This window comes from Bradyrhizobium oropedii (assembly GCF_020889685.1).
GTDB classification, from domain to species: domain Bacteria; phylum Pseudomonadota; class Alphaproteobacteria; order Rhizobiales; family Xanthobacteraceae; genus Bradyrhizobium; species Bradyrhizobium oropedii.
Window position 1 is genome coordinate 1 of sequence record NZ_JACMYO010000019.1, and the last position, 11,528, is coordinate 11,528.

Genomic DNA, 11,528 nt, shown 5'->3' on the forward strand with positions numbered 1-11,528 from the left:
ATGCAGTCGATCGCTACGACACTGTCGTTGGTGGCCGTACAGATGTTATGGACCCGCCGAGCGATGTCCTCAGTCGCGCTGCTCGTTTTCTGCGCCAGTGCCTTCACTTCGTGGGCAACCACCGCAAAGCCTTTTCCGGCATCGCCGACTCGAGCCGCCTCAATCGTCGCATTCAACGCAAGAAGATCGGTCTGAGCCGCGACCTCCGAAATCGTGGAAACAATATCTACGAGGCGTTCGGCAGCATCCTTCAAGGCCGCCACCGTCTCGCTCGCTTTGGCCGCCTCCCCAGCCGCGCGGCTCGCGTAGTTCGCCGCGTCGGCGGTCCGGGCGGCGATCTTGCGTCCGGTCAGAGACAATTCCTCTGCCGCCGCAGAGACTGACGTCACGTTGTTGCTGGCCTGTTCTGACGACGCCGCAAGGACCGTGGCTTGATTTGCTATGCTTTGAGCATCCGTCGCGGCGCTGGCGCCTCGAAGCGACGCTTCATCGCTCATGGAGAATACTTCAGCGACCGCGCTGTCGAGATCTGCTTTCAGCAGATCGCACATTTCAAAGAGGTACGCGGCCTTATCCGCTTCGAACCGGTCGCGCAGTTGGCTGCTTTCCTTCTCTTGTCCCGCTGCTTGCTGTGCCCTTATCCGAAGTCTCTCCGCCGTACGGGCCCAGGTCTCCAACCTGGTCGAGCCGTGGCAGATACCGGATGGTCATGTCGGTGGCGCCGGAGGCGATCTTGTTCATCCAACCGACAATTTCGGAGATCGGGGCGAGAACGAAATTTGTCAAGACAAGGACGACGACGGCTGCAGCGATGCCGATGGCAAGTATCAGCCAGAACGCACTGGCACTTTGAGCCTGAAAAGCAACGATCGTCGTCAGCCCAAGAATTAGAAGTCCGATTGTATTCTGCACAAGAACAAGGCTTCCCAGACCAAATCTGGACTTCCCTGGCATGCTATGTTCTCGATCAGACATTCGGCCTTCTCAGGTCTGTGCAACTGCGCTGGGCTTTAGGTTGCCGGATACGTTTGCTGCAATGCTTGGATTTCGAGGCCCGTAACGAAAATGAGCCCAGCGCCTGAACAGGCGCAGGGCTCAAGGCTAGTGAGGATGCCCCAAGGGGCAGCAATAACGGCCGGGGGAGAAAGTTCGGCCGTCATTGCTGTTCTCCATCGGCCAACTTGGAGAAAGCCGATGAAGATCAGGAAGAGCAACCAGCTCGCGCCTTGGAGCGGCAAAGCAAATTGCTCGATTCAGAAGCGATAACCGCAAATTGCGCGCCTCAGGCTATCGAGAAAGACCGACAGGATTTGACGCCGTCTCTTCTCGATCAAGGGATTACTTGTGGATCTTCGGGATCACCGGAGCGCTTGGAGCATCGGGCGCCCAGATTCGATAGTTGAGCTGCGCGAAACCCGAGAACCCTTTGGTAACAGTCGCCGTATCGATTCCGGGAGGCCCGGCGGTGCCACCCGAAGCATTCGACGAGAGCTCCTGGGTGCCCCAAACGCTGACCTGTACAGGACCGAAGTTGTAACTAACCAAACCGCCAGCGGCCCAGATATTGTACCTGTTGAAAGTGAACCTGACAAATCCGGCACCGGAACGGTCCGACGGGAGGATGCTGCATTCTCGACAATCTCGCGCGCGGCTTCCACAGCCTTCCACAAGGTCTGCGATGAACCCAAAGCGCCTCTGCTTTCGAAGCTCCTCTACGTTCGCGCGCTCTGGCTGCCCAGGATCCAGGAAGAGTTCAAGGATCCCATCTATTCCGACCCGCAAGGGTGGCTGAGCCGCCGCCTGAAGCGAGCCGGCCGCGTCAACTATCTGCATTCGGACGGCCACATTCTGTAGCAGGTCCGGTCGAGCGATCGCGCACGCTTCGAATTTGAGTTGCCGGCATGCCCAACAGGCATGAGCATTGAGCCCGCCCGAATTCCGGTCGGAGGTTGGCCTGGTTAGCGCGGGCGCGGTTTCGCGGGACTTCCCGCTTTTTTCGTGGGCTTCTTTCCCCGGCCACGCGAGGCCGGCTTCGTGCCCCGCGCGAGCACGGTGTCTTGTGGCAGCAGCAGCTCGGCGACCTGGACACCGAGCGCGGACGCGAGCTTGTGCAGCGACAGCAGAGTGGGGTTGGCCTTTTCCGCCTCAATCTGGCTGACCAGCGCCTGACGCAAGGCCGTTTCGTCGGCAAGATCGTACTGCGTCCATGATTTGCGCAGCCGACGTTCCCGCACGTTCTGCGCAAGCAATCGCTGGGTATATGCCGGTTTCCGGGGCCTCATCAGACAGGATGATGCATTTCGGACGCCGGGACAAAACACGCTATAACGTATGAATACGTTTTGACGTGTCCTGTGCACCGGTTTTCCTCGCTGGTTTGATTGGACGCCTGGCTGCCCCGGAGCCGGGCTCAGCCCCGAGGCGGAGCGGCCGCGTTCTAGCGTTCCCTGCACGGCTGGTCGACCATTGCCAGGCGGGCTCCGCCAAGTCGGGGGCACCGCCCCTCCCCGCGCAAAGCAGAAGCCGAATCGGATATGCTTTCGGCCCGATCAGCTTCCACGCTTAGGTCACGACATGATGCAACGATCCGACATCGTCTCGGCCGGAATTCCGCCTCGCACCGAGCTCGACGAGATGCTGGCCTCCCCGTCATCGACCGACGTCCCGCGCATCTGGCTCGACGCGCTATCGAGGGCAAGAGCCTGCCTCGATGCCGCGGACATCCTGGAGGACGGGTCGCCACGTCTTTGCCGGCTGATCGACGCCGCCGGTGAGATCGAGGAGGCAACGATCCGGGCTCTGTCACGGGTTGCGGCGTGATCAGCGAATGGCTTGGCCTCTCCAAGCTCCTGCCCGGCGCGGCCTCTGCCGCGAAGGCGGTCTATGACCGCGTGGTCGGAAAGTCGCCCCGGCTCAACTTTGACACCACAAGCGGCGGCATCGAGCTGCACGTCTTCAACACAAGAGACGAGACCATCATCGTCGAGACCGTCCAGGCCTCGCCGTCGCTCCTCGGCTTCTCCGAAGGAGAAGCCCTGCGCGACGTCCTCAGGGCAGCAACGCATCAGGTCAATGGTGCAAATGAGGACCGCCCGATTGCCGTGATATCTCCCGGCGAAAGGGCCGAGATCAGGATTCTCAGGACGACACTGCAGGGTAATCAGGCCGATCAGATCATTCGCGTCACCGCCCGCTGGCGCACCGCCCGCCGTCGCCCGTTCTCGCGAAGCACGGTCTCGGTTTCAATCAGCGTTCGGGATATTCGCGATCTGCTTGTCGAGGTCGACCGTAAGCAGCCCGGCATCGTCATTGTCTGAAGTTCACCGCCAGGCCATCCAAACCGCATGATTTTGTACCACTACACCTCCGCCGCGGGTCTTCATGGCATCGTTGCCAGCAAATCCCTGTGGACCTCGCACTACCGTTTTCTCAACGACACCTCCGAGTTTCGGCACGGCTGGGATATCGTGCTCGCGGCCATCGAGCGCCGTGGCGCGGAGATCCAGCAGATATCTTCGCTCGCCTGGGAAACGATAAATCTGTTTCGCCAGCACAGCGAAAGCGTCCATGCGTTCGTCGGGTCCCTTACCTCGAACGGCGATCTGCTGTCGCAATGGCGCGGCTATAATCGCGGACAGGGTTTCTCGATAGGCTTCGACGCCGACTGGCTGTTGCAGAATGCCACATCGCAAGGCTTCGACATCACGCAGGTGATCTACGACACCGAACATCAGCACGCGGCCGCCGACGCGGCTGTCGCCCTGCTCATCGCACTTCTGCTGGAAGGCACCGGCGAGCCGGAAGCCGCCCGCGCCCAGATCGAGCGATGGTGGCCGCATGCGCTGAAAACAGCGCTCGTACTCAAGAACGAGCATTTCCGTGAAGAGTGCGAATCCCGTCTGGTCTGGGCCGATATATCCTGGCCGCCCGGGCTGAAAACGCGCCTCTCCCCTGCAGGGCTCGTCCCCTACCGGTCGTGTCGGTTCGACGAAGTCATCATCCAAACTTCGACCTCACATCCCAACAACTGCGGCATCGAGGAAATCATCGTCGGTCCGGCCCTCGCGGCGCAGCAGGCCTGGGCGGTGGAGGCACTGCTGGCCACCCATCAGATGCGCCTTGCAATCAAGCGCTCAGCGATACCGTATGTCGCGGACTGAAGTCCGTTGCGCCTGATATGCTTGCCCTGTCGATTGACCAGCGATCTCTGGGAAAGTGGCGCCATGGCAAAACACCGGATCTACACAACGAGCTTCGCCAGCGTTTACCCGCTCTACGTTGCCAAGGCCGAGAAAAAGGGGCGGACAAAGGCCGAGGTCGATCAGATCATCGCGTGGCTGACGGGCTATGGTCAGAAGGACTTTGAGGCGCAGCTGGCACGCAGGGCCGATTTCGAGACGTTCTTTGCACAAGCGCCTCGGCTCAATCCGTCGCGGGCGCAGATCAAGGGAGTGGTTTGCGGCGTGCGCGTCGAGGACATCAAAGAGCCGACGATGCAGGAGATCCGCTACCTGGACAAGTTGATCGACGAACTGGCGCGTGGAAAGTCCATGGAGAAAATTCTCAGACCATGACGTTGTCTCGGGGCGCCGAGCATTGTCGTCACCGGCCCGAATTCGTTTTCTTGCTGGTTATTGAGCCCAATCATCCGCTGGATAGCTCGATGCCATTCCTCCCACACCGCGCCACAGCACAGTCGTCCCATGCGCGGCCTGTGGAGCGCGCTCGGATGTGGCGCGGGCCCTGCTAGGATTGCTGCTCCTTCCAGCGACGATGCTGCTCACGAAGCGCGGCCTCAGTTGCGGCAAGCTGGCGATCGTAATCCAGTCCATTGGGGCTTTTGGCGGCCACTTGCGCAGATAGGATAAGGATCCGCCACGCCGCGTAGTCGTGAAATGGGTTCAGGCCGATGACGTTACCGAGCGTGAGATCCCTCGGCGCCGGCGCCAACAACAGCCTGGAGAAGGCTGCGATGGCAGTATTCATCTCCCAATTCGAGACGAACAGCACGAGCGCGCACAGGGCGAGCAACGCGACCGGAGGTCCCTTCAACCGATAGTAGTCCGGACGAACCTTACCAAAATCGATGCCGCCATTCGTGGCCACGAAGCCGGCAAGCGAGACCGCTGCGTCGTAGTAGCGCTGGAGTACGGTGGGGTCGAACACCTTGCTCTGATAGTGCTTCCGAAGGAGCTCTTCGGCTTGTCGACAAATCCCGTCGTCGATTGGGATACCTTTTATCAGATGGAACAGATGCTGATGATCTTCGGTGAACTGATACCGGGCTGCGTTCTTCCAATTGAATGCGGGCATTTCCGCTTGAGCTGGGTGGAATGTCCAGCGCTGGTAGCTTGGATGACGATGGAGCGCTCGCGTCCAGGAAATCGCCTCTGGCGTCGTTGCCAGGGTGAAGCGGCTGGCAGACTTGAGATCGAAAAACCATTGGCGCATGTCCCGAATACGCCGCTGGTCAAATAGCCCTTGCTCGATACCTTTGCACACGAGGAGCCTGACGGCTCTGGTTTCTGTGCTTTTCTCCGAACCGAAGTCGAGGAGGCTTGCCTGCGCGGATCGATTCTCGTCATCGCCGTGGAACTCGCAGAATGGGTGGTGGGCGTCGCCACCGTTGGGATCGACGAACCTGAAGTGCGCTTGCCGGACAACTGCCTTTGATGTGCGCGATCTTGCGGAGCGAACCACGCGAGCACCGAGCTTGCCGCACGATGAGCATTGAATATCGGCGCGGATCGCCTCGCCAGATGCGCCGAGAAGCTCAGCTCCATCTCGTTCCGACGTAGGATTCTCGCCTGTCATCAACGTCGCGAGCTGGTCGACATCGAGTTCGCGGGCGAATCTGACTGAAAACGCAGTTGCGGGCATCTCCCCCCCAAAGCAAATTTGATCATGAAGCGCCGGACAAACGATAGAGCGACGCGACGGTACGCTACATATCAGGATTAACGTGGGGACAGGATACTCATGGACCTCTTATCAACTATGGGCGCGGGTCAGCGCATCCGGTGGCGATATGACGGGCATGCTAGCGCTCATTGCCGGCTTGAGGTCGCAAGCGGCGTTCGCGTCGGTCGTCTCCGTTTCTCCAGGAACCGGTGTCCAGGAGGAGGCGTCCGGCCGCAACAACCAGCGCCAAATAGGTGAAGAGCATCCCGAAGCCCCGCACGGGTGGTGATCCCCGAAGCATCCCGATCGCATGCAGCAGCCGCCCGAAGGCGAGGATGGTCCCGATGACGACCACCATCCACGCCTGGGCTGCTTGAGCCTCGACCAAACCCAACGAGATCAATCCGAGAGGCACGTATTCGATGAAATTGCCTTGTGCACGGATACGTCTATGCAGCGTTTCATCCGGACACTCGCCCGCCATGACACCGACCTTGGTGCGCCGAAGAGAAACCGGAATCGAGAGAGCGACCAGGGCGAGGGCCGACACCGCAGCAAAGATCGATGTGATGGGAAGCACAGGCATGGACGCTCCGTTCGCGTTTCAGCGTGCGCTGTCGATGATGGCGCCGCCATCGGCGGTGAGGCTGGAGCCCGTCAAGAACTGTCCATCACGGCTTGCGAGGAACAGCACGACCGGCGCCACGTCCGCCTCAGGCGACCCATAACGGGCAAGCGCGTTGGCCGCGGGAGGCACGTCGGCGGCGGCGCCCCACGTCTGCGCGAGCGGCAGCACGTTGTTCACGGTGATCTTGTCGGCGCCCCATTCCCGCGCGGCGGTCCGGGTAAGGGCGCGCACCGCTTCCTTTGCCATGTTGTAGGGGCCATAACCGACCAGGCCTATGACACCGGCCATCGAGCCGAAGTTGATGACCCGCCCCTCTCCGCTCGCCTTCAGGTGCGGATAGCAGGCCTGCATCATCCGAAGATAGGCGATCGGCCCCGTCTCGAAATTGCGCTGCAACTGCTCCGACGAGAGATCGATGATGGACGAGTTCGGCACGGACGGGTCGAAGGCGTTGTTCACCAGGATGTCGACCCCGCCATAGGCCGCAACGACATTGTCTATTGCCGCCTTGATCTGACCGCCATCACCGATGTCGCAGACGACACCGAGGGCAGTGCCGCCGCCAGCCTCGATGTCCGCGACGACGGCGTCTACGTTCGCTGGCGTACGCGAAAGGACCGCGACCTTCGCACCCTCCGCCGCGAACAGTTTCGCGGTAGCGCGGCCGATGCCGCGACCGGCGCCGGTCACGACGGCAACTTTTCCATTGAGTCGGTTCATGTTCATTTTCCTTGGCTAGTTTCTGTGTTTGTGATCTTTTTTCGTCAGAACATCGCCGCCAAGCCATAGGGCGACGGGATTGCGCGGGCGGCGTTTTGCGTAGCGAAGGAAGCGATCAGCAACGCGAGGCCGATGAGTGCGGGCAAGGCTTCAGCGGGCTTCCTTACGGCGATGTGCGCCAAGCCGGCCAACAACAGGTGATAGAAAATGCCGGCGTAAGCGAGATCGCTAAGCGCCACATTGAAGCGCGACAGGATCGCCGCCGTGCCCAGGACCTTCACGACGATCATGACCGGCCTAAGGTAGGCCGGATATCCAAGCTCAGCGAGCGCCTTCCGAACGAAGTCCGGTTTCGTGAGGTACATAACTGCGGACGTCAGATACAGCAGGGATAGAAGTCCCGTGCTGATCCAATACGTGTAGATCGAGGCCATGCGGTATCCTTGACTGTCGCGGCGGCGACAGCCCCTTCATCGGTTTTGTTGATGTGTCCGGATGCGCAATCCGATCTGCGCAATCCCATATCGTGCGCGGAAAATGTCGACTAAGATTGATATTGGCAAGTAGGATGAATAACTTGCTGTTAGTATTGAAAACCTGACTATGGCCGAAAAACAGATCAACATGCACGAGGAGATGCGACGCGCCTTCGCACTGCTCTCAGGCAAATGGAAACTCGAGATCATGTGGCTGCTCAACCAGCGCGTCTACCGCTTCGGAGAGCTTCGAAAGGCGATCCCCGGCATCACCCAACACATGCTGACCGCCCAACTCCGCGAGCTCGAAGCAGACGGTTTGGTGTCCCGCACCGTGTTCGCGGAGGTGCCGCTCCGTGTCGAATATGGGATCACCCAGAAGGCCCGCGGGCTCGGACCGACGATGCAGGCGCTGACGGCCTGGTGGCACAAATATGGAGCGAGCGTGCCGGCTAAGCCTAGCTCGCGCGGCCGCAAAACCAAGCGTGGCTGATGTGAGTTGAGGATAGTGGCAGACCGCGCAACCTTTGGCGCGTAGCGCCGTCTTGGCGACAAGACCGAGGTGCCGCTCAGGCGGAGCGCAGGATAACGATGGGGGGATTGTTGAAAGTGGCGACAACTGGCCCCCAATGTATTTGTTCCCTATTTGTTCTGTATATGATAGGAACGCAGACCCCAGTCGTAAGGTGGAAGAAACGTGGCTCGTCCGTACGCGCAAGAGATTGAAAAGCTTGCCGAAACGCTGGCTTGGGCCGGATCGGCTTCGGTAGAAGATCTGGTTCGCGCTGCGCGAACGGCCTCGCTTGGCCCTGTGGTGGCAGTTGGTTCAGGCGGCTCGCTCAGCGCCGCACATTTCCTCGCTCAGACCCATCAGCGCTTGTCCGGGCAGCTCGGACTGACAGCGACCCCTTCCGAGTTGCTGAACGAGCCTGCGCCACGTTCGGCCGCGATTTGGCTCTTGAGCGCCGGTGGGAGCAACGTCGATATTAACGGGGCTTTCGGCGACGCGGTGGCACGGGAACCACGCCAGCTTGCAGTCCTGTGCGGACGCGCGCAGAGCAGATTGTCGGACGCAGCGCAGCAGCATCCCTATTGCGATCTGCTGCTCTATGAGCTGCCAGCCGGCAAGGATGGTTTTCTGGCAACCAATTCCCTCTTCGGCTTTTCCGCTTTGATCTTGCGGGCCTACCTGGAAGCGACCCAAGCAGGTACCAACTGGACCGCCATTGAGCAGCAAATATCTCGCCTGCTCTCAGCAGAAAATCAAACGACCTGGCGCAACTCCACCGCACAAGTTTGGGGACGGTCGACCACGGTCATTCTCCACAGTCCGAACGCCCGAGTCGGTGCGATAGATCTGGAATCAAAATTCACCGAAGCCGCAATCGGGAACCTTCATTACGCCGATTGGCGAAACTTCGCGCACGGGCGTCATCACTGGCTGGCTAAACGCGGAAATGAGAGTGCGATCATTGCACTTATCGGCGATGAAGACGAAGCGCTCGCGGAACGGACGCTCGCCCTGATACCGGATGATATTCCGATCTCTCGCCTCCGATTGCCTGGTCCGCCGGAAGCGGTCTCCCTTGGCGCCCTCGCAGCGTCACTCCTTCTGACAGGATGGGCGGGCGAGGCTCGAGCGATTGATCCTGGCAGGCCCGGCGTCCCCGAATTTGGTCGAAAGCTTTACGGTCTCCCGCTCAAGAAATCCGTAAAATCCCGTCGCGGCGCAGACATTGCGGCGATAGAACGAAAGGCTTTCGCCTCACACGAGCTGCTTGTCGAACGTGAGCAATTCAAGTTCTGGCAGAGCGCCTACAACGACTTTAACGAACGACTGCGTGCGGCCTCGTTTGCCGGCGCCGTGCTCGACTACGACGGCACAATCGTGGACGCCCGCGCGCGCACTTTGCCTCCTGACAAAGATATTGTGCGAGCTCTTGTCCACCTCATCGAAAATGGCTTGATCTTGGCCATCGCGACGGGGCGCGGAAAATCGGTACGCCTGTCCTTACGCGAAGTCCTGCCGACGGTGCTGTGGCCGAGTGTGACGATCGGCTATTACAATGGCCTCGAGATCGCGCCATTGAGTGACGATCGATCACCGAACGACACGACCCGGCCGACAGAGGCTCTGGCCGCTATTGCCGCTCGTCTGCGGGCCCAACCGGAGGTCTCTCTTTGTGCGGAGCAGACGGATCGCGCGCGCCAGATTACCCTGGAGCCCAAGCATTCCTTGCGAGAAGACCACCTTTGGCTCCTTGCTCAGCAGGCTATTTTGTCGGAGCGGGCTAGCGGCGTTCGCGTCGTGAGATCCAGTCACTCGATCGACATCGTCGACGCCAAGCGCGCCAAGGGAGCAGTCGTTGATGCAATGCGAAACCGGGTTGGGAGCGGCGCCATACTGTGCGTAGGCGATCGGGGGCGCTGGCCCGGAAACGATCACGAATTGCTGGCTGAACCTCTTTCGCTGAGCGTTGACGAGGTCAATCTCGATCCTGCGACGTGTTGGCATCTGGGGTCCGAAGGATCTCGTGGCCCGGCGGTTCTGCTCGAATATTTGAGAAGACTGCGACCGCACGACGGTCGTTTCCTGTGGGAATGATCCGAGAAATCGACAATCGGGTCGCCCTATGCACACGTAAGTTGTAACCTGGCTGTTCAATTCGCCCCTGAAGGGAGCAGAGTAAATGCCCGTCAGATCCCAGCGCGATGCCGAGCCAATGCCGGCCGTCAGGTCATCGAAGGCGCGCGGCACGAAACAAACCGGAACCAAACGCCTCACCGCGTTCGGATCCGGTTTGATTGCGCTCGATCTCATCGTCAACGCCGATTCGTCCTCGTCGTTTCAAGCCCATGCTGGCGGGACTTGCGGCAATGTGCTCACCGTGCTCGCCTATCTGGGGTGGAACTCCTATCCTGTTGCGCGGCTCGGCGACGATGCCGCCTCCCAGGTCTTGCAGGCCGACATGAGCCGATGGGGCGTGCATCTCGATCATGCCCGCTGCACCCCCAGTGCGCACACGCCGATCATCGTCCAGCAGATCCGCCGCAAACGCGATGGCACCCCCACTCATTCGTTTTCCTGGGCATGCCCTCGCTGTGGCAAGCGATTGCCCAGCTTCCAGCCGATCACCCGAACCGTGGTGGATTCGATTGCGCCTCACCTTGCGTCGGCGAAGGTCTTCTTCATGGATCGCTTGTCGAGAGGCATTCTCGACCTAGCTGCTTTGGCTGCCAAGAATGGCGCTCTCATCATGTACGAACCATCCGGCGTCGCCGAACCGCGGCTGCTCCGGGAGGCGATCGAACTCGCTCACGTTTTGAAATACGCAGATGCGCGCCTTTCCGAAATCGAGAAGGCCTGGACTGAGCGCGCGGCAACTGCGATCGAGATCCAGACCATGGGTGGCCGTGGGCTGCGCTACCGGCACAAGCTTGGCAGCAAGCGAAGCAACTGGCTGAGTATACCGGCCATAAGTGCACCCCGGCTGGTTGACACCTGCGGCTCCGGTGATTGGTTCAGCGCCGGCTTTCTCACCGAGATATTCAGGCTGCAACCTGAGGGCCTGTCAAAATTGAAGGCTGGCCAACTGACCCAGGCGCTTCACTATGGCCAAGCGGTCGCTGCCTGGAATTGCGGCTTTGAAGGAGCTCGAGGCGGCATGTACGCCTCGACCAAGAACGTGTTTCAGAAGCAGATTGCAAAGCTGCTGGAGGGCGGCACCCCGGCTCTCCCAGCATCCACTAAGGCGACCGTCGAAGCGGAGAGTCTCGCCTGCCCCGCTTGCGTCGCGTGAGAG

The 11,528-nt window shown here is 60.3% G+C and carries 13 protein-coding genes; 7 read left to right on the forward strand and 6 right to left on the reverse strand.

Annotated features, from left to right (window positions below):
• Both H8A95_RS07920 and H8A95_RS07925 read right to left on the reverse strand, forming a co-directional pair.
• Window positions 1-677 (reverse strand): methyl-accepting chemotaxis protein (locus H8A95_RS07920; protein WP_229182670.1); only part of this gene is annotated, 677 nt, incomplete at its 3' end.
• A gap of 1,281 nt (window positions 678-1,958) precedes the next feature.
• Window positions 1,959-2,249 carry a helix-turn-helix domain-containing protein gene (locus H8A95_RS07925; RefSeq protein WP_229182671.1) on the reverse strand — a complete coding sequence of 97 codons (291 nt, stop codon included), beginning with the start codon at window positions 2,247-2,249 and terminating at the stop codon, window positions 1,959-1,961.
• Between the two features lie 325 nt (window positions 2,250-2,574).
• Between H8A95_RS07925 and H8A95_RS07930 the strand changes: the two genes are divergently transcribed.
• From H8A95_RS07930 to H8A95_RS07945, 4 genes are all read left to right on the forward strand, one after another.
• Window positions 2,575-2,820 (forward strand): hypothetical protein, encoded by a 246-nt coding sequence (locus H8A95_RS07930; RefSeq protein ID WP_229182672.1) that lies wholly within the window; start codon window positions 2,575-2,577, stop codon window positions 2,818-2,820.
• Window positions 2,817-3,317 (forward strand): hypothetical protein, encoded by a 501-nt coding sequence (locus H8A95_RS07935; protein WP_229182673.1) that lies wholly within the window; start codon window positions 2,817-2,819, stop codon window positions 3,315-3,317. The genes H8A95_RS07930 and H8A95_RS07935 overlap by 4 nt, the downstream gene beginning before the upstream one ends.
• 27 nt (window positions 3,318-3,344) lie before the next feature.
• Entirely contained in the window at window positions 3,345-4,160 is an 816-nt protein-coding gene (locus H8A95_RS07940) for a DUF2971 domain-containing protein (RefSeq protein WP_229182674.1), read from the forward strand.
• A 63-nt stretch (window positions 4,161-4,223) separates the two neighbouring features.
• Complete coding sequence (locus tag H8A95_RS07945; RefSeq protein ID WP_229182675.1) at window positions 4,224-4,574, forward strand: DUF2200 domain-containing protein; 351 nt, start codon at window positions 4,224-4,226, stop codon at window positions 4,572-4,574.
• Between the two features lie 172 nt (window positions 4,575-4,746).
• Here the strand turns inward: H8A95_RS07945 and H8A95_RS07950 are convergent, their stop codons facing one another.
• The 4 genes from H8A95_RS07950 to H8A95_RS07965 all read right to left on the reverse strand — a co-directional run bounded on the left by H8A95_RS07950 (window position 4,747) and on the right by H8A95_RS07965 (window position 7,683).
• Complete coding sequence (locus H8A95_RS07950) at window positions 4,747-5,880, reverse strand: hypothetical protein (RefSeq protein WP_229182676.1); 1,134 nt, start codon at window positions 5,878-5,880, stop codon at window positions 4,747-4,749.
• A gap of 160 nt (window positions 5,881-6,040) precedes the next feature.
• On the reverse strand, window positions 6,041-6,487 hold the full coding sequence (locus tag H8A95_RS07955) for an MAPEG family protein (RefSeq protein ID WP_229182677.1): 447 nt from the start codon (window positions 6,485-6,487) through the stop codon (window positions 6,041-6,043).
• A gap of 18 nt (window positions 6,488-6,505) precedes the next feature.
• Entirely contained in the window at window positions 6,506-7,249 is a 744-nt protein-coding gene (locus tag H8A95_RS07960) for an SDR family NAD(P)-dependent oxidoreductase (RefSeq protein ID WP_229182678.1), read from the reverse strand.
• 44 nt (window positions 7,250-7,293) lie between these two features.
• The gene (locus H8A95_RS07965; protein WP_229182679.1) at window positions 7,294-7,683 is read right to left on the reverse strand and encodes a DoxX family protein; all 390 of its coding nucleotides are present in this window, start codon (window positions 7,681-7,683) and stop codon (window positions 7,294-7,296) included.
• A 169-nt stretch (window positions 7,684-7,852) separates the two neighbouring features.
• On the opposite strand from H8A95_RS07965, the gene H8A95_RS07970 reads away from it, so the two are divergent.
• From H8A95_RS07970 to H8A95_RS07980, 3 genes are all read left to right on the forward strand, one after another.
• Complete coding sequence (locus tag H8A95_RS07970; protein WP_229182680.1) at window positions 7,853-8,218, forward strand: winged helix-turn-helix transcriptional regulator; 366 nt, start codon at window positions 7,853-7,855, stop codon at window positions 8,216-8,218.
• A 204-nt stretch (window positions 8,219-8,422) separates the two neighbouring features.
• Entirely contained in the window at window positions 8,423-10,330 is a 1,908-nt protein-coding gene (locus H8A95_RS07975) for a sucrose-6-phosphate hydrolase (RefSeq protein WP_229182681.1), read from the forward strand.
• Between the two features lie 85 nt (window positions 10,331-10,415).
• Window positions 10,416-11,525 (forward strand): PfkB family carbohydrate kinase, encoded by a 1,110-nt coding sequence (locus H8A95_RS07980; protein ID WP_229182682.1) that lies wholly within the window; start codon window positions 10,416-10,418, stop codon window positions 11,523-11,525.
• Window positions 11,526-11,528: the final 3 nt, after the last annotated feature.

Excerpts from the sequence above, each read along its gene's own strand:
- H8A95_RS07965 (WP_229182679.1), bottom strand. The coding sequence starts at position 7,683 with ATGGCCTCGATCTACACGTATTGGATCAGCACGGGACTTCTATCCCTG.
- H8A95_RS07980 (WP_229182682.1), top strand. The coding sequence starts at position 10,416 with ATGCCCGTCAGATCCCAGCGCGATGCCGAGCCAATGCCGGCCGTCAGG.
- H8A95_RS07955 (WP_229182677.1), bottom strand. The coding sequence starts at position 6,487 with ATGCCTGTGCTTCCCATCACATCGATCTTTGCTGCGGTGTCGGCCCTC.
- H8A95_RS07950 (WP_229182676.1), bottom strand. The coding sequence starts at position 5,880 with ATGCCCGCAACTGCGTTTTCAGTCAGATTCGCCCGCGAACTCGATGTC.
- H8A95_RS07930 (WP_229182672.1), top strand. The coding sequence starts at position 2,575 with ATGATGCAACGATCCGACATCGTCTCGGCCGGAATTCCGCCTCGCACC.
- H8A95_RS07940 (WP_229182674.1), top strand. The coding sequence starts at position 3,345 with ATGATTTTGTACCACTACACCTCCGCCGCGGGTCTTCATGGCATCGTT.
- H8A95_RS07960 (WP_229182678.1), bottom strand. The coding sequence starts at position 7,249 with ATGAACCGACTCAATGGAAAAGTTGCCGTCGTGACCGGCGCCGGTCGC.
- H8A95_RS07970 (WP_229182680.1), top strand. The coding sequence starts at position 7,853 with ATGGCCGAAAAACAGATCAACATGCACGAGGAGATGCGACGCGCCTTC.
- H8A95_RS07945 (WP_229182675.1), top strand. The coding sequence starts at position 4,224 with ATGGCAAAACACCGGATCTACACAACGAGCTTCGCCAGCGTTTACCCG.